The sequence below is a fragment of the Acidimicrobiales bacterium genome (genome assembly GCA_036399815.1).
Lineage (GTDB): Bacteria > Actinomycetota > Acidimicrobiia > Acidimicrobiales > DASWMK01 > DASWMK01.
The window spans coordinates 1-22,716 of record DASWMK010000065.1; the positions used below are offsets into that span (position 1 = coordinate 1).

The 22,716-nt window shown below is 75.4% G+C and carries 19 protein-coding genes; 12 read left to right on the forward strand and 7 right to left on the reverse strand.

What is annotated here, in order from left to right; genetic code table 11:
- Positions 1 to 165 precede the first annotated feature (165 nt).
- Together VGB14_04940 and VGB14_04945 are read right to left on the reverse strand one after the other, a co-directional pair.
- Positions 166 to 585, reverse strand: a complete 420-nt coding sequence (locus VGB14_04940) for a hypothetical protein (GenBank protein HEX9992255.1) — start codon at positions 583 to 585, stop codon at positions 166 to 168.
- 26 nt (positions 586 to 611) lie between these two features.
- Positions 612 to 1,160, reverse strand: coding sequence for a hypothetical protein (locus tag VGB14_04945; protein ID HEX9992256.1), 549 nt, complete (start codon positions 1,158 to 1,160; stop codon positions 612 to 614).
- Positions 1,161 to 1,226: 66 nt separating this feature from the next.
- Between VGB14_04945 and VGB14_04950 the strand changes: the two genes are divergently transcribed.
- From VGB14_04950 to VGB14_04960, 3 genes are read left to right on the forward strand one after another with little or no spacing between them, the layout of a single operon-like run.
- A complete protein-coding gene (locus tag VGB14_04950) occupies positions 1,227 to 1,481 on the forward strand; it encodes a NifU family protein (protein HEX9992257.1) in 255 nt (84 codons plus the stop codon).
- A 59-nt stretch (positions 1,482 to 1,540) separates the two neighbouring features.
- Entirely contained in the window at positions 1,541 to 2,443 is a 903-nt protein-coding gene (gene meaB, locus VGB14_04955) for a methylmalonyl Co-A mutase-associated GTPase MeaB (GenBank protein ID HEX9992258.1), read from the forward strand.
- A gap of 11 nt (positions 2,444 to 2,454) precedes the next feature.
- Positions 2,455 to 3,252, forward strand: coding sequence for an enoyl-CoA hydratase-related protein (locus VGB14_04960; protein ID HEX9992259.1), 798 nt, complete (start codon positions 2,455 to 2,457; stop codon positions 3,250 to 3,252).
- A gap of 25 nt (positions 3,253 to 3,277) precedes the next feature.
- Here VGB14_04960 and glgP read toward each other — a convergent pair whose 3' ends face one another.
- Positions 3,278 to 5,812, reverse strand: coding sequence for an alpha-glucan family phosphorylase (glgP, locus tag VGB14_04965; GenBank protein HEX9992260.1), 2,535 nt, complete (start codon positions 5,810 to 5,812; stop codon positions 3,278 to 3,280).
- A gap of 108 nt (positions 5,813 to 5,920) precedes the next feature.
- On the opposite strand from glgP, the gene VGB14_04970 reads away from it, so the two are divergent.
- The 7 genes from VGB14_04970 to VGB14_05000 all read left to right on the forward strand — a co-directional run bounded on the left by VGB14_04970 (position 5,921) and on the right by VGB14_05000 (position 17,899).
- Positions 5,921 to 7,177 carry a cation:proton antiporter gene (locus tag VGB14_04970; protein HEX9992261.1) on the forward strand — a complete coding sequence of 419 codons (1,257 nt, stop codon included), beginning with the start codon at positions 5,921 to 5,923 and terminating at the stop codon, positions 7,175 to 7,177.
- Between the two features lie 58 nt (positions 7,178 to 7,235).
- Positions 7,236 to 9,161: an alpha-1,4-glucan--maltose-1-phosphate maltosyltransferase gene (locus VGB14_04975; GenBank protein ID HEX9992262.1), complete on the forward strand. Its 1,926-nt coding sequence runs from the start codon at positions 7,236 to 7,238 to the stop codon at positions 9,159 to 9,161.
- Positions 9,158 to 10,852, forward strand: coding sequence for a maltose alpha-D-glucosyltransferase (gene treS, locus VGB14_04980; GenBank protein HEX9992263.1), 1,695 nt, complete (start codon positions 9,158 to 9,160; stop codon positions 10,850 to 10,852). Before VGB14_04975 ends, treS begins: the two co-directional genes overlap by 4 nt.
- Positions 10,849 to 12,180: a hypothetical protein gene (locus VGB14_04985; GenBank protein ID HEX9992264.1), complete on the forward strand. Its 1,332-nt coding sequence runs from the start codon at positions 10,849 to 10,851 to the stop codon at positions 12,178 to 12,180. Before treS ends, VGB14_04985 begins: the two co-directional genes overlap by 4 nt.
- Complete coding sequence (gene glgB, locus VGB14_04990) at positions 12,177 to 14,399, forward strand: 1,4-alpha-glucan branching protein GlgB (protein HEX9992265.1); 2,223 nt, start codon at positions 12,177 to 12,179, stop codon at positions 14,397 to 14,399. Before VGB14_04985 ends, glgB begins: the two co-directional genes overlap by 4 nt.
- Before the next feature lie 11 nt (positions 14,400 to 14,410).
- Positions 14,411 to 16,795, forward strand: coding sequence for a DUF3536 domain-containing protein (locus VGB14_04995; protein HEX9992266.1), 2,385 nt, complete (start codon positions 14,411 to 14,413; stop codon positions 16,793 to 16,795).
- 291 nt (positions 16,796 to 17,086) lie between these two features.
- On the forward strand, positions 17,087 to 17,899 hold the full coding sequence (locus VGB14_05000) for a rhomboid family intramembrane serine protease (protein ID HEX9992267.1): 813 nt from the start codon (positions 17,087 to 17,089) through the stop codon (positions 17,897 to 17,899).
- Here the strand turns inward: VGB14_05000 and VGB14_05005 are convergent.
- The 3 genes from VGB14_05005 to VGB14_05015 are packed head-to-tail and all read right to left on the reverse strand — an operon-like array spanning position 17,896 to position 19,742.
- On the reverse strand, positions 17,896 to 18,342 hold the full coding sequence (locus VGB14_05005) for an SRPBCC family protein (GenBank protein ID HEX9992268.1): 447 nt from the start codon (positions 18,340 to 18,342) through the stop codon (positions 17,896 to 17,898). The genes VGB14_05000 and VGB14_05005 overlap by 4 nt on opposite strands.
- Positions 18,343 to 18,981 (reverse strand): UdgX family uracil-DNA binding protein, encoded by a 639-nt coding sequence (locus VGB14_05010; protein ID HEX9992269.1) that lies wholly within the window; start codon positions 18,979 to 18,981, stop codon positions 18,343 to 18,345.
- Positions 18,978 to 19,742 (reverse strand): class I SAM-dependent methyltransferase, encoded by a 765-nt coding sequence (locus tag VGB14_05015; protein HEX9992270.1) that lies wholly within the window; start codon positions 19,740 to 19,742, stop codon positions 18,978 to 18,980. The genes VGB14_05010 and VGB14_05015 overlap by 4 nt, the downstream gene beginning before the upstream one ends.
- A gap of 35 nt (positions 19,743 to 19,777) precedes the next feature.
- Between VGB14_05015 and VGB14_05020 the strand changes: the two genes are divergently transcribed.
- Positions 19,778 to 20,914 (forward strand): cysteine desulfurase family protein, encoded by a 1,137-nt coding sequence (locus tag VGB14_05020; protein ID HEX9992271.1) that lies wholly within the window; start codon positions 19,778 to 19,780, stop codon positions 20,912 to 20,914.
- Complete coding sequence (gene mnmA / locus VGB14_05025) at positions 20,911 to 21,933, forward strand: tRNA 2-thiouridine(34) synthase MnmA (protein ID HEX9992272.1); 1,023 nt, start codon at positions 20,911 to 20,913, stop codon at positions 21,931 to 21,933. The genes VGB14_05020 and mnmA overlap by 4 nt, the downstream gene beginning before the upstream one ends.
- Here the strand turns inward: mnmA and VGB14_05030 are convergent.
- The coding region (locus VGB14_05030) for a hypothetical protein (protein HEX9992273.1) at positions 21,930 to 22,716 on the reverse strand (787 nt) is incomplete at its 5' end. The two genes, mnmA and VGB14_05030, sit on opposite strands and share 4 nt — an antisense overlap.

Genomic DNA, 22,716 nt, shown 5'->3' on the forward strand with positions numbered 1-22,716 from the left:
CGCCGGGCAGCGCCGACCCTGCCGCGACCGCGGCCAGCCGGGGCCGGGGCCACAGCACCAGCAGGGCGGCGAAGGACACGGCCACCACGGCCCCGGCCCCGTAGGCGGCCAGCCACGTCGGGACGGGCAGGTCGCTGCGCCCGCCGATCCCGTGGGCGAGGACCATCAGGTGACGGTCAGCTCGAACAGGGGCAGGTGGGCGCCCTCGAGCTCGACCTCGTACACCCCGGGCAGGTCGGCGGTGAAGGTGAGCTCGGCGGTGCCGCCCGCCGCCACCTCGGCGGTGAGGTCGTAGCCGTGGACGTGGACCTCGTCGGCCACGTCGCTCGTGATCTGGACGGTGACCTGGTCGCCGGCCGCCACCTCGACCTCGGTGGGGCCGTGGGCCTGGCCGCCGGCCACCGTGATCTGGACGACGCTCCCGGCCGGCGCGCCGGTGGAGGCCGAGGTGACGGCGGCCGTCGTCGCCGTGGTCGACGTGGCGGCGGTCCCGCCGTCGTCGTCCCCGCCGCAGGCGGCGGCCAGGGGGAGGGTGAGGGCGAGCCCGAGCGCCAGGGCGCGGGCCGGCAGGGGGCGGGTGGGCATGATGTCCTCGCGTTCGCTCGACGGGGTCAGGCGGGGGCGAGGCGGCCGGGCGGGCCCCGGCGGGTGGCCGGCGACGGCGGCCGGCGGCGGGGGAGGGCGGCGACCGGGGGCCGGGGCGCGGGCGGGGTGGCGGCGGACGCCGGCGCGGGCCGACGGCGGGCGACGGCGGCGGCCGCCGTCGACCAGGCCGCCCTGGCCAGGCGCACGGCCAGCAGCACGGCCGCCGCGGCGACGACCTGGGCGGCCAGGGCCCAGCGGACGGCCGGCGCGGCGGCGAGGTCGGCGAGCGGCACCCGGGCGACGAGGCGCTCGGCCACCTCCTGCACGGCGAAGACGGCGACCTGCAGGGCGGCCAGCACGGGCACGGGCGGCAGCGGGCGCCGGGAGCCGGCCCGCCCGCACCCCAGCCAGAGGGCGACGGCGGCGGCGGCCGGCACGGCGGCGGAGGCGACGGTCCCGAGGTAGCCGTGGGCGGCCGGGCCATGGCTGCCGGGGGCGATGCCGTACCCGGCGGCGTGGGCCACGAGCGCCCCGAACGGGGCGAGGGCCAGGGCCGGCAGGAGGCGGCGCCCCATCGCCGGCCATCGTACGGCCGGCGCCCCGCCGGGAAGGGGCGCGGGGTCCGGTACGTTGGAAGGACCGTGCTCGTCGACGTCCAGAAGACCATCGAGGCCATCCGCCCCGCCGTCCAGGCCGACGGCGGCGACCTCTTCCTGCGCGACGTCGAGGAGTCGACCGGCGTGGTGACCGTCGAGCTGGTCGGCGCCTGCGTGAGCTGCCCGGCGTCCACGCTCACCCTGAAGGCCGGCATCGAGCGCATCCTGAAGGACCGGGTGCCGGGCGTGACCCGGGTCGTGTCGGCCGACGAGCTGGACGGCAGCGCCGTCACCCTCTGACCCTGGCCCGCACCGCCGACCCCGCCGCCCTGCTCGACGCCGCCGCCGGCGGCGACCGCGTGGCCCTCGCCCGGCTGCTCTCCCTCGTGGAGCGGGGTGGCGAGGCGGCGAGGGCGGTCGGCCGGCTGGCCTTCCCCCGCGGCGGCCGCTCCTACACGGTCGGCATCACCGGCGCCCCTGGGGCGGGCAAGTCCACCCTGACCAGCGCCCTGATCGCGAGGGCCAGGGCGGCCGGCCACCGGGTCGCCGTCCTCGCCATCGACCCCTCGTCGCCGTTCTCGGGCGGCGCCATCCTCGGCGACCGGGTCCGCATGGGCGACCACGTCCTCGACGACGGCGTGTTCATCCGCTCGATGGCCAGCCGGGGCCACCTCGGCGGCCTCTCCCTCGCCACCCCCGAGGCCATCCGGGTGCTCGACGCCGTCGGCCAGGACTGGGTGCTGGTCGAGACCGTCGGCGTCGGCCAGGTCGAGATCGAGGTGGCCGGGGCGGCCGACACGACGGTGGTCGTCGTCAACCCGGGCTGGGGCGACTCGGTGCAGGCCAACAAGGCCGGCCTGCTCGAGGTGGCCGACGTGTTCGTGATCAACAAGGCGGACCGGGCCGCCGTCACCGAGACCCGGCGCGACCTCCTCCAGATGCTGGAGCTGTCGGCCGCCCGGGACTGGGAGCCGCCGATCGTCTGCACGGTCGCCACCACCGGCGAGGGGGTCGACGAGCTGTGGGCCACCCTCGGCCGGCACCGCGACCACCAGGAGGCGACCGGGGCGTTGGCCGAGCGCCGGTCACGGCGGCTGCGCACCGAGCTCGTCGAGATCGTCAGCCGGCGCATCGAGGAGCAGGTTCGGCAGCGCTGCCAGGGGCCGGTGTTCGACCGCCTCCTGGCCGCCGTCGCGGCCAGGGCCACCGACCCGTACACGGCGGCCGACGAGCTCGTCGGGGACGTCACCGTCCCCGTCTAAGGTCACCGGCCATGTCGGATGGCGAGCTGGTCGGCGTCGAGCGCCGCCCCGACGGGGTGGCCATCGTGCGGGTGCAGAACGGCAAGGTCAACGCCCTGTCGACGGCCGTCCTCGGGCAGCTCCAGGCGGCCGCCGAGGCGCTGACCGACGACCCGCCCGGCGCGGTCGTCGTCACCGGGGTGGGCCGCAGCTTCGCCGCCGGCGCCGACATCAACGAGTTCACGAGGGACGGCGGGCTCATCAGCCCCGAGGAGGCCGAGCTGCTCGGCAACCGCTTCCTCACCGCGCTGAACGCGCTGGCCGCCGTGCCCAGGGCGACGATCGCCGCCGTCGACGGCTACGCCCTGGGCGGCGGCTGCGAGCTGGCCCTCGCCTGCGACTTCCGCATCGCCACCGACCGGGCCAGGTTCGGCCAGCCCGAGGTGCTGCTCGGCATCATCCCGGGCGGCGGCGGCACCCAGCGCCTCGGCCGGCTGGTCGGGCCGGCGAGGGCCAAGGACCTCGTCATGAGCGGCCGGCAGGTGGCCGCCGACGAGGCGCTCGCCATCGGCCTCGTCGACGAGGTGGTGCCGGCCGAGTCGCTCATGGACCGGGCCGTCGAGCGGGCGGCCGAGTACGCGAGGGGCGCGGTGGTGGCCCAGGGCCTGGCCAAGCAGGCGGTCGACGGCGGGCTGGACCTGCCCCTCGGCAAGGGCCTCGACCTCGAGCAGCAGCTGTTCGCCCAGGTCTTCGCGACCGAGGACGCGGCGACCGGCGTGCGCTCGTTCCTCGACCAGGGGCCGGGCAAGGCGACCTTCACCGGCCGCTGACCGGCGGGGGCGCCGGCCGGCGCGGTCAGGTGGCGGCGGTCGCCACCCGGCCGAGCTCGACGGGGGTGACGAGGTCGCCGTGCGCGGGCAGGACCCGCACGGTGTAGCCGTAGCGGCCGGGGTGCTCGCAGGTGAACGAGCCCGAGTAGGACAGCGTGCCGTCGCCGGCCGGGCCGGCCAGGGTCATGAGGGTCGTCTCCGGGTGGTCGAGCTCGTTGCTCTCGCCCACCGGCCCGTGCAGCAGCTGCACCTGGACGTCCTCGGGGCCGAGGCGGCCGAGCGCCACGGTGGCGCCGACCTCGCCCTTGGCCCCGAGCTCGGGCACGGCGCCCGGCGCGTCGACCGACACGACCCGCACGCCCGTCCACTCGGCCTTCACCCGCGCCTTCCAGGCGGCGAGCGACCTGGCCCTGGCGAACCCGTCGGCGGCCAGGTCGTCGGTGTGGCGGGCCGCCTCCTCGTACAGCCGCTCGACGTAGTCGCGCACCATGCGGGCCGCGCTCACCTGCGGGCCGAGCGTGCGCAGCGACGACTTCATGCGCCGCACCCAGCCCCGGGGCACGCCGCCGCCGTAGCGCTCGTAGAACAGCGGCACGATCTGGCGCTCGAGCAGCTCGAACAGGCTCCTCGACTCGGCCTCGTCCCTCCGGCCGACGTCCTCGTTCACGTCGGCCGTGCTGATGGCCCAGCCGTTGGTGCCGTCGTAGAGCTCGTCCCACCAGCCGTCGAGGATCGAGCAGTGGAGGGCGCCGTTCAGCGCCGCCTTCATCCCGCTCGTGCCCGACGCCTCCTGGGGGCGGCGGGGGTTGTTCAGCCACACGTCGGCCCCGGTCACGAGCGCCCTGGCGAGGGCGATGTCGTAGTCCTCGAGGAACACGAACCGGTGGCGGACCGCCGGGTCCCGTGAGAACTGGACGATGCTGCGGATCATCTCCTTGCCGTGGTCGTCGGCCGGGTGGGCCTTGCCGGCGAACACGAACTGCACGGGCCGGTCGGCGGCCAGCAGCAGCTGCACCAGCCGCTCCCGCTGGGCCAGCAGCAGGGTGGCCCGCTTGTAGGTGGCGAAGCGGCGGGCGAAGCAGATCGTCAGCGCGCGCGGGTCGAGCACCTCGTCGGTCCAGGCCAGCTCGTCGGGGGACAGGCCCCTGGCCTCGCCGTCGAGGCGGAGGCGGCGGCGGACGAAGGCGACCAGCCGCTCCCGGCCCACCTCGCGCGCCCGCCACAGCTCGTCGTCGGCCGCGCCGTCGATCAGCGACCACCGCTCCGGACCGGCCTCCTGCCACTCGGGCAGCACGTGGCGCACGAGGAGGTCGTCGACCTCCTGGGAGACCCAGGTGCTCGGGTGCACGCCGTTGGTGACGTGGGTGATCGGCACCTCGTCCTCGGGGACGTCGGGCCACAGGTCGGCGAACATGGCCCGGCTGACCTCGCCGTGCAGGGCCGACACGGCGTTGGAGCGGGCGGCCAGCCGCAGCCCCATCACCGCCATGTTGAACGGCTCGTCGGCCCGGTCGGTCGGCCGGTGGCCCAGCGCGAACAGCTTCTCGAGCGGGATGCCGCACTCCTCGGCCCAGCCGCCGAAGTAGCGGGCCATCATCTCGAGCGGGAAGCGGTCGATCCCGGCGGGGACGGGCGTGTGGGTCGTGAAGATGTTGCCGGCCCTGACCGCCTCGAGGGCCTCCTCGTAGGTCAGCCCGTCGTCGACGATGCAGCGGCGGATGCGCTCGAGCCCGAGGAACCCGGCGTGGCCCTCGTTGGTGTGGAACACCTGGGGCGACTCGCCGACGGCCTCGACGGCCCGCACGCCGCCGATGCCGAGCAGGATCTCCTGGCGCAGGCGGTGCTCGGTGTCGCCGCCGTAGAGCCGGTCGGTGACCCGCCGCCCGTCGCGGTCGTTCTCGTCGATGTCGGCGTCGAGCAGGTACAGCCGCACCCGGCCGACCTCGGCCCGCCACACCTGGGCGCCGAGGGTCGTGCCGGCCAGGGCCACCTCCACCCGCACCCCGTCGCAGAGCGAGAGGGCGAGGCCGTAGGGGTCGAGGTCCGGGTAGCGCTCCTGCTGCCACCCGTCCGTGCTGAGCGCCTGGCGGAAGTAGCCGTGCCGGTAGAACAGGCCGACGCCGACCACGGGCACGCCGAGGTCGCTCGCCGTCTTCAGGTGGTCGCCCGCCAGCACGCCGAGGCCGCCCGAGTACTGGGGCAGCGCCTCGGCGATGCCGAACTCGGGCGAGAAGTAGGCGACCGAGCGGAGGGGCGTGCCCTCCCTCGTCTGGAACCAGCGGGGCTGGTCGAGGTAGCGCCGGAGCTCCTCGTGGACGTCGGCGAGGAAGCGCAGGAACCCGGCGTCGCCCTCGAGGGCCATGAGCCGCTCGCGGCTGACCATGCCGAGCAGGCGGACGGGGTCGTGGCGGGAGGCGTCCCAGCCGAGCGGGTCGACCCAGCGGAACAGGTCCCTCGTCTGCTCGTCCCACGACCACCGCAGGTTCATGGCCAGCTCCTGGAGCGCCGCCATCCGCTCGGGCAGGCGCGGGCGGACGGTGAAGCTCCGCAGGGCTCGCATCGCCGCGACGCTAGCCACGGCCCGGGCGGGTGGCTTCACACCGTGACACGAAATCTTTCTCCCGAAATACTCTTCACATGTCGGCCCGGCTCGGGTTACCTTCCCCGCATGTTCGCTGCCATGACCTCCGCGGAGGTCAACGTCCACGTGCTGCTGGCGCTCGGCGTCGTCATCGTCGCCTCACGGGCCGCCGGCTGGGCCATCTCGAAGATCGGTCAGCCCCGGGTGCACGGCGAGATCCTCGCCGGCATCCTGCTCGGCCCGAGCCTGCTCGGCGTGGTCGCCCCCTCCGCCGTCGACGAGCTGTTCCCCACCGAGGTCGTCGGGGCCCTGAAGGTGCTGGCCCAGATCGGCCTGGTCCTGTTCATGTTCCTGATCGGCCTGGAGCTCGACCTCCAGAAGCTGCGGGGCCACGGCCACCGGGCGGTGGTCATCAGCCACGCGTCGATCATCACCCCGATCCTGCTCGGGGCCGTCCTCGCCGTGTGGCTCTACCCGCGGCTCGGCGACGGCGTCGACCGGCTGGGGTTCACCCTGTTCATGGGCGCGGCGATGGCGATCACCGCCTTCCCCGTCCTCGCCAGGGTGCTCCAGGAGACCGGCCTGACCCACACGAGGGTCGGCGTCCTCACGATCACGTGCGCGGCGGTGGACGACGTCACCGCCTGGTGCGTGCTGGCCGGCGTGGTCGCCGTCGTCCAGTCGTCCGGGTTCGGCGACACGTTCGAGACGGTCGCCCTCTCCCTCGCCTTCGTCGCCGGGATGATGATGCTCGTCCGCCCGCTGCTCGCCCGCATGCCGACGGTGCCGCTGTGGCTCGCCATCTGCATGGCGCTGCTCGCCGCCTGGACGACCGAGGAGATCGGCATCCACGCCATCTTCGGGGCGTTCATGGCCGGCGCCGTGATGCCGAGGGTGCCCGAGGTGCAGAAGGAGATCCACGACCGGCTGGAGAGCCCGGTGGTGACGTTCCTGCTGCCGGTGTTCTTCGTGGTCGTCGGGCTCGCCACCCGGGTCGACCTGCTCGACAGCGCCTACCTGTGGGGGGTCACCGCGCTGGTGTGCGTGACCGCCATCGCCGGCAAGTGGGGCGGCTCGATGATCGCCGCCCGGCTCACCGGCGAGCGCTGGCAGGACGCGGCCGCCATCGGGATCCTCATGAACACGAGGGGCCTGACCGAGCTGGTGATCCTGAGCGTGGGCCTCGAGCTCGGCGTCATCTCGACCGGGATCTTCACGATCATGGTGCTGATGGCGCTCGTCACCACGCTGATGGCGACCCCGATGCTGGCCATCATCTCGCCGCTCTACCACCGGGGGCAGGTGGCCACGCCTGCCCCCGCGCCGGTCCCCGCGGCCGCCTGACGGCGGCGGGCCGGGCGCCCGTTTCCTGCCCCCGCCCGCCGTGGTAGGGCTGGTAGGGATGCTCGGCCGCGTCGTGATCGAGAACGTCCATCCCGCCACGCCCGACCGCTACCCGGCGAAGTCCTCGGTGGGTGAGCGGGTCCTCGTCAGCGCCGACGTCTTCCGCGACGGCCACGACGTGCTGGCCGCCCGGGTGCGGTGGCGGCCGGAGGGCGCGAAGGGCTGGCAGGTGGCGCCGCTCGCGCTCGTGAACAACGACCGGTGGACGGGGTGGTTCGAGCCGACCCAGGTCGGGCCGCACGTGTTCGTCGTCGAGGCGTGGACCGACCGGTTCGCCACCTGGCGGCGGGCCGTGGAGAAGAAGGCCGCCGCCGGCCAGGACCTCACCGTCGAGCTCGAGGAGGGCGCCATCCTGCTCGACGCCCTCGCCGCCAAGGTGGCGAAGGACCACCGGGACCGGCTGCGGGCGGCGGCCGCCGCCGTCCGCGACCCGTCCTCGGCGGTGGACGACCGCCTGACGGCCGGGCTGGACGACGCGCTGGCCGCGCTGGTGGAGGGCGTGCCCTCGGGCGACGACCTGACGAGGAGCCGGCGCTTCCCGCTCTGGGTCGACCGGGAGCGGGCCAGGGTGGGCGCCTGGTACGAGCTGTTCCCCCGCTCCGAGGGGGGCTTCGAGGGGGCGATGAAGCGGCTGCCGGACGTCGCCGGCATGGGCTTCGACGTCGTCTACCTGCCGCCCATCCACCCGATCGGCCGGGCGTTCCGCAAGGGGCCCAACAACACCCTGGACGCCGGGCCCGGCGACCCGGGGAGCCCGTGGGCCATCGGCGGCGAGGAGGGCGGGCACACCGACGTCCACCCCGACCTCGGCACCGTCGAGGACTTCGACCGCTTCGTCGCCGAGGCCGCCAACCACGGGCTCGAGGTGGCGCTCGACTACGCCCTCCAGTGCTCCCCCGACCACCCCTGGGTCCGCGCGCACCCCGAGTGGTTCCACCACCGGCCCGACGGGACGATCAGGTACGCCGAGAACCCGCCCAAGAAGTACCAGGACATCTACCCGATCAACTTCTGGCCGGCGAGGGACGCCGACCGGGTGGCGCTGTGGGAGGCCTGCAAGGCGATCCTCGACCACTGGATCGACCACGGCGTCCGCATCTTCCGCGTCGACAACCCGCACACCAAGCCGCTCGCCTTCTGGGAGTGGCTGATCCCGGCCGTGCGGGCCGAGCACCCCGACGTGCTGTTCCTGGCCGAGGCCTTCACCCGCCCGAAGGTGATGGCCAAGCTGGCCGAGGTCGGCTTCAGCCAGAGCTACACGTACTTCACCTGGCGGGACACCAAGCAGGAGCTGGCCGAGTACCTGGACGAGGTGGCCAACGGGCCGAAGGCCGAGTACATGCGGCCCAACTTCTGGCCCAACACCCCCGACATCCTCGCCGGCCCGCTGCGGAACGGCCCGCCGTCCGCGTTCCGCATGCGGCTCGTGCTCGCCGCGCTCATGGTCCCGAACTACGGCATGTACAGCGGCTACGAGCTGTGCGAGAACCAGCCGGCGTCGGACGCCAACGAGGAGTACCTCCACTCCGAGAAGTACGAGATCAAGCACCGCGACTGGCACGACCCCTCGTCGCTCGCCCCCTTCGTCGCCAAGGTCAACGAGATCCGGCGCCGCCACCCGGCCCTCTCGCTGCTGCGCGGCGTCAGCATCCAGGGGGTCGACGGCGAGCACCTGCTCGCCTGGTCCAGGACCACGCCGGACGGCGGCGATGCCATGCTCGTCGTCGTGAACCTCGACCCCTGGAACTGGCACGAGGGGACGACCGACCTCGACCTCGAGGCGCTCGGGGTCGACCCCGGCCGTCCGTTCGTCGTGCACGACGAGCTCACCGGCGAGCGGTACCGCTGGGAGGGCCGCCACAACTACGTGCGGCTCGACCCGGCGCACCAGCCGGCGCACGTGTTCTCGGTCTCCCAGCCGTGAGGGGGCCGTCGACCGGCTCGGCGGCCCTCGAGTACGCGGACGCCAGGTGGTACCAGAAGGCCGTCTTCTACGAGGTGCTGGTCCGCGGGTTCTACGACTCGAACGGCGACGGCAGCGGCGACCTGCGGGGCCTGACCGAAAAGCTCGACTACCTCGAGTGGCTCGGCGTCGACTGCCTCTGGCTGCTGCCCTTCTACCAGTCGCCCCTCCGCGACGGCGGCTACGACATCTCGGACTGGTTCACGGTCCTGCCCGAGTACGGCGACATCGGCGACGCCTACGAGCTGGTCGAGCAGGCCCACCGCCGGGGCATCCGCATCATCGCCGACCTCGTCGTCAACCACACGAGCGACCAGCACCCGTGGTTCCAGGAGTCCCGCCAGGACCGCACCAACCCGAAGGCCGACTGGTACGTCTGGAGCGACGACGACACCCGGTGGTCCGAGGCGAGGATCATCTTCGTCGACACCGAGCACTCCAACTGGACCTGGGACCCGGTGCGGGGCCAGTACTACTGGCACCGGTTCTTCCACCACCAGCCCGACCTCAACTACCGCAACGAAGAGGTGGCGGAGGGGATGATCGACGTCCTCCGCTACTGGGCCGACATCGGCCTCGACGGCTTCCGCCTCGACGCCGTGCCCTACCTGTTCGAGCGGGACGGCACCAACGGCGAGAACCTCCAGGAGACCCACGAGTACCTGAAGCGGATGCGCAAGGCCATCGACGCCGAGTTCCCCGGGCGGGTGCTGCTGGCCGAGGCCAACCAGTGGCCGGCCGACGTCGTCGACTACTTCGGCGACGGCGACGAGTGCCAGATGTGCTTCCACTTCCCGGTGATGCCGCGCATGTTCATGGCCCTGCGCCGCGAGCAGCGCTACCCGATCACCGAGATCCTGGCCCAGACCCCGCCCATCCCCGACGGCTGCCAGTGGGGGATCTTCCTCCGCAACCACGACGAGCTCACGCTCGAGATGGTCACCGACGAGGAGCGGGACTACATGTGGGCGGAGTACGCCAAGGACCCGCGGATGAAGCTCAACATCGGCATCCGCCGCCGGCTCTCGCCCCTGCTCGACAACGACCGCCGCGTGGCCGAGCTGTTCCACGCCCTGCTGTTCAGCCTGCCGGGCAGCCCGGTCATGTACTACGGCGACGAGATCGGGATGGGCGACAACATCTACCTCGGCGACCGGGACGGGGTCCGCACGCCGATGCAGTGGACGCCCGACCGCAACGCCGGGTTCTCCCGGGCCGACTTCGCCCAGCTCTACCTGCCGCCGCTCATGGACCCGGTGTACGGGTACCAGGCCGTCAACGTCGAGGCCGAGCAGCGCAACCCGAGCTCGTTCCTGCACTGGGTCCGCCGCATGATCGAGGTCCGCAAGCAGCACCCGGTGTTCGGGATCGGCACGTTCGAGGTCCTCAACACCGAGAACCCGTCGGTGCTCGCCTACCTGCGCCGGGCGACGAGGGACGACGGCTCGGAGGACATGGTCCTCTGCGTCAACAACCTCAGCCGCTTCGCCCAGCCGGCCGAGCTCATGCTCGAGCACGTGGCCGGCAAGGTGCCGGTCGAGCTGACCGGGCGCGTGCACTTCCCGAGGATCGGCGAGCTGCCGTACTTCGTCACGCTGGCGCCCTACGGGTTCTACTGGTTCGCCCTGGTCGACGAGGAGGCCACGCCGTGAGCACCACGATCGAGGCCCTGGTCGAGGCCCTGCCGGCCTACCTGCGGGCCCAGCGGTGGGCGGCCGCGTCCGACCGGTCCATCACCGGCGTCGCCGTCGAGGAGGCCGAGGAGCTGGTCGGCGGCCGCCCGGGGCTCACGTGGGCGCTGGTGTCGGCGTCGTTCGAGGACGGGTCGACGGCCCGCTACCAGGTGGTGGTCGGGCTGCGGGCCGCCGACTCCCACGAGCGGTTCCTCGAGGGCAAGCCGGCGGCCGTCATCGGCGTCGTCGACACGGACGACGGCCCGGCCGTCGCCTACGACGCGCTGATCGACCCCGAGCTGGCCGTCGCCCTGCTCCGCCACGTGGCGCCGGACGAGGAGGTGCAGCGGGTGCGGCCGCTGCTCGTCGAGCAGTCGAACACCTCCGTCGTCTACGACGAGCGCCTGATCCTCAAGCTGTTCCGCCGCGTCCACGACGGCCCCAACCCGGACGCCGAGGTCACGCGGGGGCTGGCCGACGTCGGCTTCACCCACATCAGCGCGCCGGTGGCCGAGTGGCGCCGGGGCGGCCGCGACCTGGCCGTGCTGCGGGAGTTCCTCGTCGGCGGCACCGACGGGTTCCACCTCGCCCTCACGTCGCTGCGCGACCTCTACGACAGCCGCCAGCCGCCGGCCGAGGCCGGCGGCGACTTCGCCCACGAGGCCCGCCGCCTCGGGCAGATCACCGCGGCCATGCACCTCGCCCTCGCCGACGCGTTCGGCGCCGAGCCGGCCGACGCCGGCACGTGGGCCGCGGAGATGGCCGACCACCTCGCCCGCCTGCGCACCACCCGCGTCGACCGGGACCGGGTGGCCGCCGCCTTCGAGGCCCTCGGGTCGGTGACGGAGGCCGGTGCCGCCATCCGCGTCCACGGTGACTACCACCTCGGGCAGGTCATGCGCACCGACGCCGGCTGGTACGTCCTCGACTTCGAGGGCGAGCCCGAGCGCCCGCTGGAGGAGCGGCGCCGGCCGTCGTCGGCGCTGAAGGACGTGGCCGGCATGCTCCGCTCGTTCCAGTACGCGGCCGCCGTCGCCCTGCGGGAGCGGGAGTTCGACGAGGACGAGGTGGAGCTGGTCGACCTCGGCCGCGCGTGGGAGCGCCGCAACGCCGACGCCTTCCGCGACGGCTACCTGTCGATCACCGGCATCGACGAGGTCCTCCCCGCCGCCGGCGACCGCGACCGGGTGCTCGACGCGTTCCTGCTCGACAAGGCCGTGTACGAGGTGGCCTACGAGGAGGCCAACCGGCCGGCGTGGGTGGAGATCCCGGCCGGCGCCGTCGAGCGGCTCCTGGCCCCGGCATGACGGCGCCGTCGCGCCCCACGCCGCCCGTCGCGCCCCCGGTCGACCGGGACGAGGCCACCCGGCTGGTGGCCGGCCGCCACGCGCAGCCCCACGCCGTGCTCGGCGCCCACCCCGTGGACGGCGGGTGGGTGGTGCGGGTGCTGCGGCCCGACGCCGTGCGGGTCACGGTCGTCGTGCTGCCCGGCGGCGAGCGGGTCGACCTCCGCCGGGAGCACGACGGCGGCCTGTTCTCGGGGGTCGTGCCCGGGGCGGGGCCGATGCTCGACTACGGCCTCGAGGTCGAGTACCCGGGCGGGGGGCGGTTCCCGGTGGACGACCCCTACCGCTTCTGGCCGACGCTCGGCGACGTCGACCTGCACCTGATCGGCGAGGGCCACCATCTCCAGCTGTGGCGGGTGCTCGGCGCCCGGCCCATGGTCCACCAGGGCGTCGACGGCACGGCGTTCTCGGTGTGGGCGCCGGCCGCCGCGGCCGTCCGGGTGGTCGGCGAGTTCAACTCCTGGGACGGGCGCCTCCACCCCATGCGGGCCATGGGCGCGTCCGGCGTGTGGGAGCTGTTCGTCCCCGGCGTCGGCCCCGGCGCCCGCTACAAGTACGAGGTCCTGACGGCCGACGGCGCGCTCCGGCTCAAGGCCGACCCGATGGCGCAGGCCGCCGCCACCCCGCCGGGCACCGACAGCATCGTCGCCGCCTCGGCGTTCGAGTGGGCCGACGGCGAGTGGCTGGCGGCGCGGGCGGCGGGCGACCCGATGGAGCGGCCGCTGTCGATCTACGAGGTCCACCTCGGGTCCTGGCGGCGGGTGCCCGAGGAGGGCAACCGGTCCCTCACCTACCGGGAGCTGGCCGAGCAGCTGCCCGACTACGTCGCCGACCTCGGGTTCACCCACGTCGAGCTGCTGCCGGTGGCCGAGCACCCCTTCGGCGGCTCGTGGGGCTACCAGGTGTCGAGCTACTACGCGCCGACGTCCCGGTTCGGGTCGCCCGACGACCTGCGGGCCCTGATCGACGCGCTGCACCGCCGCGGCATCGGGGTGATCGTCGACTGGGTGCCGGCCCACTTCCCGAAGGACGACTGGGCCCTCGCCCGCTTCGACGGCACCGCCCTCTACGAGCACGAGGACGCCCGCAAGGGCGAGCACCCGGACTGGGGCACGCTCGTGTTCAACTTCGGCCGCAACGAGGTCCGCAACTTCCTCGTCGCCAACGCCCTGTACTGGGTCGAGGAGTTCCACGTCGACGGCCTGCGGGTCGACGCCGTCGCCTCCATGCTCTACCTCGACTACTCGCGGCGGCCGGGGGAGTGGGTGCCGAACGTCCACGGCGGCAACGAGAACCTCGAGGCCATCGCCTTCCTCCAGGAGATGAACGCGGTCGTGCACGGCGCCCACCCCGGCGTGCTGACGATCGCCGAGGAGTCGACCTCGTTCCCCGGCGTGTCCCGGCCCGTCTACCTCGGCGGCCTCGGCTTCGGCCACAAGTGGAACATGGGCTGGATGCACGACACGCTCGACTACTTCGCCCACGACCCGGTCCACCGGCGGTTCCACCACCACCAGCTGACCTTCGGGCTCGTGTACGCGTGGAGCGAGAACTTCGTGCTGCCCCTGTCCCACGACGAGGTCGTGCACCTGAAGGGGTCGCTCCTCGCGAAGATGCCGGGCGACCGGTGGCGGCAGCTGGCCAACCTGCGGGCCCTGTTCGCCTGGATGTGGGCCCACCCCGGCAAGCAGCTCGTGTTCATGGGCGGCGAGCTCGCCCAGGAGCGGGAGTGGAACCACGACGGCAGCCTGGACTGGCACCTGCTCGACGACCCCGGCCACGCCGGCGTGCACGCGCTGGTCCGGGCGCTGAACCGCACGGCCGCGGCCGAGCGGGCGCTGTGGGAGCGGGACTTCGACCCCGGCGGGTTCGCCTGGATCGACGCCAACGACAGCGACCAGTCCGTCTACTCGTTCCTGCGCTCCGGGCGGGACGACGGCTCGGTGGTGGCCTGCGTCGCCAACCTGACGCCCATCCCCCGGCACGGGTACCGGGTCGGCCTGCCGAGGCCGGGCCGCTGGGAGGTCGTGGTCAACACCGACGCGCCCGAGTTCGGCGGCAGCGGCGTCGGCCCCGGCCCCGAGGTGCACACCGACCCCACCCCCTGGCACGGCGACCCCCAGTCCGCCGCCCTCACCCTCCCGCCCCTCGGCGTCGTCTGGCTCGCCTGGAGGGAGTAGACCGGCGGGCGATGCCGTCGAGCGCGCCGATGCTCGTCCTGCACGGGCACTTCTACCAGCCGCCCCGGGAGAACCCCTGGACCGAGACGGTCCCGGTGGAGCCGTCGGCCGCGCCGGCGCACGACTGGAACGAGCGGATCACCGCCGAGTGCTACCGGCCCAACGGGTGGGCGCGGGTGGTGGACGAGTCGGGCCGGCTCGTCGCCCTCGTCAACAACTACGCCCACCTGTCCTTCGACGTCGGCCCGACCCTGTGCGCCTGGCTGGCCGAGCACCGGCCCGACGTGCTGGCCCGCATGGTCGAGGGCGACCGGGCCGGCGGCGGCGCCATCGCCCAGGCCTACTCGCACCTGATCCTTCCGCTCGCGACCGAGCGGGACGTGCGCACCCAGGTGCGGTGGGGCCTGGCCGACTTCCGGGCCCGGTTCGGGCGGCCGGCCGAGGGGATGTGGCTGCCGGAGGCGGCCGTCGACGACACCGTGCTCGCCGTGCTGGCCGACGAGGGCGTGCGGTTCACGATCCTCGCCCCCACCCAGGTCGCCGCCGTGCGCCCGCTCGGCGACCCGGCCGCCGGCTGGCAGGCGGTCGACGCCGCCTCGCTCGACACCCGGGTGGCCTACCGGTGGTGCCACCCCGACGGCAGCGGCCGGTCCGTCGACCTCCTCGTCTACGACGGCGCCATCTCCCACGACCTCGCCTTCGGGCTGGGCGGGCTGTCGAGCCAGGCGCTCGTCGACCGGGTCGCCGCCGCGGCGCCCGACGGCGGGGTCGTCGCCGTCGCCACCGACGGCGAGACGTTCGGCCACCACCACCACTTCGCCGAGCGGGGGGTGGCGTACGCGGTGGCCGTCGAGGCGCCCCGGCGCCGGCTGGACGTGGTCGGCGCGGCGGCCGCCCTGGCGGCGGCGCCGCCGGTGGCCGAGGCGAAGGTCAAGCGGAGCGCCTGGTCGTGCGCGCACGGGGTCGGCCGGTGGGCCGAGGACTGCGGGTGCAGCACGGGCGGCCAGCCGGGCTGGGACCAGCGCTGGCGGGCGCCGCTGCGGGCCGCCCTCGACCTGCTCCGCGACGCGGCCGCCGAGGTGTTCGAGCGCCGGGGCGCCGCCGTGCTGGCCGACCCGTGGGCGGCCAGGGACGCGTACGGCGAGGTGGTGTGCGGCGGCGTGGACGTCGAGGCGTTCGCCGCCGACCACGTCACCGGCGACCTCGTCGAGGCGCTCACCCTGCTCGAGAGCCAGCGCCACGCCATGGCGATGTACACGTCGTGCGGCTGGTTCTTCAACGACCTGGCCGGCCTCGAGACCGTCCAGGTGCTGCGCCACGCCGCCCGGGTGATGGACCACCTGCGCGAGCTGGGGGAGGCGCCGCCCGAGGCCGCCTTCCTCGACGTGCTGGCGACGGCGAGGAGCAACGTCGAGGCCGAGGGCGACGGCCGGTCCGTGTGGGAGCGGCACGTGCTGCCGGCCAGGGTCGACGCCGGCCGGGTCGCCGCCCACGTGGCCCTGGCCGAACTGCTGGGCCGCGGGGTGCCGGCCGTCGCCGGCGGCCACGAGGTCGAGGTCGACGTGCGGGTGCGGCGCAGCCGGGGGTCGCTCACCGTCGTGGCCGGCCGGGCCTGGCTGCAGCACCGCCGCACCCGGCGCTGCACGGTCCACGCGTTCGCGGCCGCCCACCTCGGCGGCTTCGAGGTCGTCGGGGCCACCCGCCCGGCCGACGAGCGCCGCGACGGGACCGCCCTCGACGCCCTCGACAAGGCCGTGCGGTCCGGCCAGCGCCTGACCACGCTGCTGCGCCGGCTGGTCGACGACTTCGGCCCCGACGAGTTCGGCCTGGAGGCCGCCCTGCCCGACGAGGGCGGCCACATCGTCGCCGCCGCCGCCGACGAGCTGGCCGACCGCTTCCTCGAGGCCTACGACCGGCTGGTGGCCGACCACCAGCCGGCGCTGAACGCGCTGGCCGTCGCCGGCTACCCGCTGCCCGCCGTGCTGCGGGCGCCGGCGGGGGAGGCGGCCGCCCGCCGGCTGGAGGCGGCGCTCGACGCCATCGGCGACCCGCCCGACCGTCGCCGGGTGGCGGTGGCCGCGGCCATCGCCAGGGACGCACAGGACAGCGGGCTGGCGGTGACCACGCCGGCCGTCATCGCCACGCTCAACCGGGTGGCGCTGGCCGCCGTCGAGCGGGCCGCGGCCGAGCCGACGAGGGAGGCGGTCAAGGTGGCGATGGCGCTGCTGCGCCTGGCCGGCGACCTCCGCCTCCAGGGCCACCCGGCCGTCAACCCCGCCGTCGAGGCCGCCCAGGAGCGCCTCTACGAGGCGCTGCGCGACGGCGGGTCGCCCTCCCTGCGCCCCCTCGCCGAGGTCCTCAACCTGGCCGTCGACCGCCTCGGGACCATCGGCTGAAGGTCCGGCGCCGAGCCCGCCGGGCAGGTCCGCCGCCCGGCCGGGCGCGCTCGGCTGAGCGCCCCGGCGCGGACGCCGCCGGGCAGGTTCGCCGTCCGGCCGGGTGCACTCGGCCTGGACGCCGGCGCCGGACCGCCGGGCAGGTCCACCGGCCGGGCGCACTCGGCTCGGCCGCCTGCGCCGGACCCCGGGCGGGCGGGGGCGTCGGCCGCCCTGGCGCTCCGCCGGCTGCGTGACCACCGACCGTCCCGGCGCCGAGCCCACGGGCGGGGCCGCCGGTAGGGTCGCCGCGTGGCCGTCGAAGCGACCAGCGCCTGCTACCGGCATCCGGACCGGCGGACCGGCGTCCTGTGCCAGCGCTGCGACCGGCCTATCTGCCCCGCGTGCATGAACCAGGCGTCGGTCGGCTTCCACTGCCCAGAGTGCGTGAAGGCCACCGGCCAGCGGGTCTTCACGGCGGGCCAGCTCCGCACCCGCCCGATCGTCACCCAGGTCGTCATCGGCCTGTGCCTGGCGGCGGCCGCCTACGAGGTCGTGCGGGGCGGCCCCCAACCCAGCCCGCAGGAGCTGGTCGACCTCGGCGCGCTGTTCGGCCCGCTGGTGGCGGCGGGCGAGTGGTGGCGGCTCGTGACCGTCGGCTTCCTCCACGCCAACGCCATCCACCTCGGGTTCAACATGCTCGTGCTGTGGCGGCTCGGCCAGGTGCTGGAGCCGTCCCTCGGCCGCGTGCGCTTCGCCGCCGTCTACGTGGTGTCGCTGCTGGCCGGCTCGCTCGGGATCATGCTCCTCCAGCCGAACGCGGCGACCGTCGGCGCGTCCGGCGCCGTCTTCGGCCTGTTCGGCGCGGCGATGGCCGCCCAGCGGGCCCAGGGCGTCAACCCGCTGGAGGGCCCCCTCGCCGGGCTGATCATGGTCAACCTGCTGTTCACGTTCCTGATCCCGGGCATCTCCATCGGTGGCCACCTCGGCGGCCTGGCCGGCGGGCTGGTGTCCGGCTGGGTGCTCGTCGACCTCGGCCCCCGCCTCCCCGGCCGCGCCGCCCCGCTCCTCGTCTGCGCCGCCCTGGCCGCCGGCTGCGCGGCCGTCTCGATCGCCGTCGCCTAGGCCGGCCGGCCCTCGATGCGCTGCTTCAGGCGGCGGAGGTTGCCGGCCCAGACGCGGCGGAGGACGACCGAGCCGACCGTCGCGCCGACCGGCCCGCCGAGCCACCACGGGAACACCAGGCGCTCCTCCCAGGTGAACCTCGTGCGGCCGCCGCTCGCCCGGCGCAGGGTGAACCGGCCCTCGCCGGTGACGAGGCCGGTGTGGCGGACGCCCATCGCCCGCCCCGGCCGCCACTCGATGACCTCCATGCGGTCGACCAGCCGCAGCGGGCCGATCCTCGTGTCGCAGTCGAACGTGGTGCCGACCCCGGACCGGCGGGGCCCCGTGAAGCGGATGGCGACGGCGTCGGCCATCCACTCGACGTGGCTGGCGACTTCGGCGACGTCGGCCCACACCCGCCGGGGCGGGGCGTCGACGACGACCGCGACCTTGACCCGGGGCACCTAGCGGCCGAGCGCCTCGGCCACCTTGCCGAGGTCGGCGACGAACGCCGCCATCGCCGCCTCCCGCTCCTCGTCGGGGGTCCGGAGGATGGACGACGGGTGCACGGTGGCCGTCGCCAGCGGCGCCAGGTCGGTCTCGACCAGCTCGCCCCGCTGGCGGGTGATGCGGAAGCTCGGCCCGTACAGCGACTTGGCCGCCGTGGCCCCGAGGGCGACCAGCACCCGGGGCCGCACGGCCTCCAGCTCGGCCAGCAGCCACGGGCGGCAGGCGGCCATCTCCGCCGCGTTCGGGTTCTGGTGGATCCGGCGCTTCCCGCGCGGCACCCACTTGAAGTGCTTGACGGCGTTGGTGACGTAGACCAGCCCGCGGTCGATGCCGACGGCCTCGAGCCCCCGGTCGAGGATCTTCCCGGCCGGGCCGACGAACGGCTCGCCCTCCAGGTCCTCGCGGTCGCCCGGCTGCTCGCCGACCATCACGACCTCCGCGTGCTCCGGCCCGTCGCCGAACACCGTCTGGGTCCCGAGCTGCCACAGCGGGCAGGCCCGGCACCCGGCGGCCGCCCGGCGCAGCGACTCGATGGACCGGTCCTCGGGAAGCGGCGGCCGGCCCGGCTCGCCGTGCTCGTCGAACAGGGTCACGGCCGCGTCCTACCCGCCGGCCTCCGGTACACCGACACGTGCTCCCGGCTGGCCGGCCCGAACGGCTGGCCCCGCCACCCGGCGTCGCGGCGGTCGAGCACGAGCCCAGCCGTCGCCGCCATGGCGTCGAGCTCGCCCGGGCTCACCATCCGCATCGGCCACGAGCGGACCCTGGGCACCTCGCCGTCGCGCAGGTCGACGTGGGCGACCGACGCCGTGCGCCCGTCGTCCTCGGTGATCGAGGCGGTGAGCACGAGCCGGCCCGGCTCGATCGACCGCACGGCGACGGCGGTGCCGACCGGTGGGGCGTCGGCCGGGACGTACGCCTCGACCACGAGCGCGCCGCCGGGGCGGAGGACCTCGGCGACGCCGGCCAGGCAGCGGCGCTGGTCCCCCTCGGCCGGCAGGCTGAAGAACGTGTTGAAGGCGACGAGCACGGCGGCGTAGGCGTCGGCGCCGGCCGGGGCCACCGTGGCGACGTCGGCCATGTCGCCCACCGCCACGACCACGGCGTGGCCGCCGGGCTTGGCCCGCAGCCGGTCGACCATGGCCCGGCTGGCGTCGACGCCGTGGACCTCGCACCCGGCCGCGGCGAGCGGGATGGCGACCCGCCCCGTGCCGACGCCGAGCTCGAGGACCGGCCCCGGCCCGGCCAGCGCGGCGAGCGTGGCGACCGTGCCGGCCACGTCGCTCACGTCGCCGTAGAGGTCGTCGTAGACCTCGGCGAAGGCGTCGCCGTAGGACGACGGCCCGAACGTCATCGCGCCGCAGGGTAGGCGTCGTAGCGTGGGGGACCGTGACGCGCGGCTACCTGGACCACGCGGCGACGACGCCGCTGCACCCCGAGGCCCTGGACGCCATGCTCCCGTTCCTCACCACGAGGTTCGGGAACCCGTCCGGCGGCCACCCCGTCGCCCGTGACGCGCGGCGGGCGGTGGACGAGGCGCGCGACGCCATCGCCGCCGCGCTCGGCTGCCGGCCGGGCGAGGTCATCGTCACGAGCGGGGCCACCGAGGCCGACAACCAGGCCGTCACCGGCACCCTCCGGCGGCGGGGCGGTGTCGCCGTCTGCACGGCGGCCGAGCACCACGCCGTCCTCGACCCGGTGCTGGCCGCCGGCGGCCGGGTGGTGCCGGTCGACGCCGACGGCGCCGTCGACCTCGACGCCCTCGCCGACGCCCTGGACGACTCGGTCACCCTGGTGTCGACCGTGCTGGTCAACAACGAGGTGGGGACGGTGCAGCCGCTGGCCGAGGTGGCCGAGGTGGTGCGGGAGCGGGCGCCCGGCGCGCTGCTGCACACCGACGCCGTGCAGGCCGTGCCCTGGCTCGACGTCGCCGCGGTGGCGGCCCCGGCCGACCTCGTCTCGGTCAGCGCCCACAAGTTCGGCGGCCCCAAGGGGATCGGCGCGCTCGTCGCCAGGAACGGGGCCGACCCGGCGCCCCTGCTGCTCGGCGGCGGCCAGGAGCGGGGCCGGCGCAGCGGCACGTCGAACGTCGCCGGCATCGTCGGGATGGCGGCCGCCCTCGCGCTCACCACCGAGCGCCGGGAGGCGACCGTCGCCCGCCTTCGGGCCCTCCGCGACCGGCTGGCCGACGGGCTCGTCGCCACCGTGCCGGGCCTGACCGAGACCGGCCGGCGGGACCGCAAGGTGGCGGGCTCCTGCCACGTGTGCGTCGACGGCGTCGAGAGCGAGTGCCTGCTCGTGCTGCTGGAGGACCGGGGCGTCTGCGCGTCGGCGGCGTCGTCGTGCTCCAGCGGGGCGATGGACCCGTCGCACGTGCTGGCGGCCATGGGCGTCCCCCGGGAGCGGGCGGCCGGGTCGCTCCGCCTGACCCTCGGGTGGACCTCGACCGACGAGGACGTCGACCTCGCCCTCGCCGCCGTCCCCGACGGCGTCGACCAGCTGCGCCGGCCGGTCGTCCTGCGGTGAGGGTCCTCGTCGCCCTCTCGGGCGGCGTCGACTCGTCGGTGGCCGCCGCGCTGCTCCTCGAGGAGGGCCACGAGGTGGTGGGGGCGACCATGCGGCTCTGGGGCGGCGAGAGCGACACCGGGTGCTGCTCGGTCGCCGACGTGGACGACGCCCGCCGGGTCGCGCAGCAGCTCGGCATCGCCCACCACGTGTTCGGGCTGTCCCACGACTTCGAGGCGCGGGTGGTCGCGCCCTACGTCGCCGACCACGCCGCCGGCCGCACGCCCAACCCGTGCGTCGAGTGCAACCGCCACCTCAAGTTCGACCGCCTGCTGGTGCGGGCCCGCCTCCTCGGCTTCGACGCCGTCGCGACTGGCCACCACGCCCGCGTCGTCGACGGGCCGGGCGGCCCCCGCCTGGCCCGGGGCGCCGACCGGGCCAAGGACCAGTCCTACGTGCTGCACGTGCTCGACCCGGCCGTCCTCCGGCTGGTCCGCTTCCCGGTCGGGGAGCTGACGAAGGCCGAGGTGCGGGCGAGGGCGGCCGCCCTGGGGCTGCGGACGGCGGCCAAGCCCGACAGCCAGGACGTGTGCTTCGTGACCTCGACCGGCGGGCGGCGGGCCTTCCTCCGGGACCGGCTGGCGCTGCACCCCGGGGTGGTCGTGGACACGGGCGGGCGGCGGGTGGGGACGGTGGCGGCCGTCGAGCTGGTCACGGTCGGCCAGCGGCGGGGCCTCGGCCTGCCCGGCGGCGGCCCGCCCCGCTACGTGCTCGACGTGGACCCGGCCACCGCGACCGTCACCGTCGGCGACGCGGCCGACCTGCTGGTCGACCGCCAGCCGCTGGCCGGGCTGGCGTGGGCCGGCGGGGCCGTCGAGGGCGAGGTGCTGGCCCAGTGCAGCGCCCACGGCGACGCCGTCCCGGCCACGGTCGACGGCGACGTGCTGCGGTGGGCGCGGCCCCACCGGCGGGTGGCGCCGGGCCAGAGCGTGGTGCTCTACGACGGCGACGTGGTCGTCGGCGGCGCCGTCGCCGCCTAGACGGGCAGGCGGCGGCGGGCGGCCTCGTCCAGGACGGCGCCCGGGCGGGTGGGGGCGATGCGGACGGCGGTGGCGGTGGCCGGCTCGCCGAGCCGCTTCCCGGGGCGCTGGAGCGTGACGGGCACGGCCTCGGCCAGGTCGACCACGAGGTGGAGGCCGGCGGCGCCGGCGGTCAGGTCGAGGCCCGGGTGGCCGGGTGGGGCGGGAGCGATCGTGCGGACGAGGCGGCGGTGGAGCAGGACGGGGTCGAGCAGGGTCAGCGGGTCGTGCACCACCAGCCCGGCCGGGACGAACACGACCCACCGGCGGGCCAGGCCGTGCAGCGACCGGGCGGCGAACCAGGCGGCGGGCAGGCCGACGGCGAGCGCGGCCCCGCCGGCCGCCCACTGCTCCGCGGCGAGCAGCAGCGGCCCGGCGGCCACGCCGGCGACGGCCACCGCCCACGCCAGCTCGACCGGCCCGAGCAGCAGCGCGGCCGGCGGGCGGAGGGGGAGGCGGCGCTCGTCGCCGTAGGAGGAGCCGTCGACGAACACGGCGCCGGTGGTGGGGGCGAGGACGAGGACGGTCGCCGCCGCCGCCACCCCGAGCCCGACCGGTGACGGCTCCCCGGCCACGGCGGCGGCGACGGTGGCGGCCGCGCCGGCGGGGACGACGACCCGGGCGGCGGTGAGCCCGGCCGACCGGGGGGCGAGCATGGCGAGGAGGGCGACGGCCCAGCCGAGCCACAGGCCGGTGGACGCCACGACCTGGACCGGCCGGGAGGCGTCGCCGAGCGCGCCGGCC

What these genes read in the sequence shown, in the direction of transcription:
- VGB14_04940 (HEX9992255.1), bottom strand. Translation starts at nt 585, where the DNA reads ATGCCCACCCGCCCCCTGCCGGCCCGCGCCCTGGCGCTCGGGCTCGCC.
- VGB14_04945 (HEX9992256.1), bottom strand. Translation starts at nt 1,160, where the DNA reads ATGGGGCGCCGCCTCCTGCCGGCCCTGGCCCTCGCCCCGTTCGGGGCG.
- VGB14_04960 (HEX9992259.1), top strand. Translation starts at nt 2,455, where the DNA reads ATGTCGGATGGCGAGCTGGTCGGCGTCGAGCGCCGCCCCGACGGGGTG.
- glgP (HEX9992260.1), bottom strand. Translation starts at nt 5,812, where the DNA reads ATGCGAGCCCTGCGGAGCTTCACCGTCCGCCCGCGCCTGCCCGAGCGG.
- VGB14_04970 (HEX9992261.1), top strand. Translation starts at nt 5,921, where the DNA reads ATGTTCGCTGCCATGACCTCCGCGGAGGTCAACGTCCACGTGCTGCTG.
- VGB14_04975 (HEX9992262.1), top strand. Translation starts at nt 7,236, where the DNA reads ATGCTCGGCCGCGTCGTGATCGAGAACGTCCATCCCGCCACGCCCGAC.
- glgB (HEX9992265.1), top strand. Translation starts at nt 12,177, where the DNA reads ATGACGGCGCCGTCGCGCCCCACGCCGCCCGTCGCGCCCCCGGTCGAC.
- VGB14_04995 (HEX9992266.1), top strand. Translation starts at nt 14,411, where the DNA reads ATGCCGTCGAGCGCGCCGATGCTCGTCCTGCACGGGCACTTCTACCAG.
- VGB14_05015 (HEX9992270.1), bottom strand. Translation starts at nt 19,742, where the DNA reads ATGACGTTCGGGCCGTCGTCCTACGGCGACGCCTTCGCCGAGGTCTAC.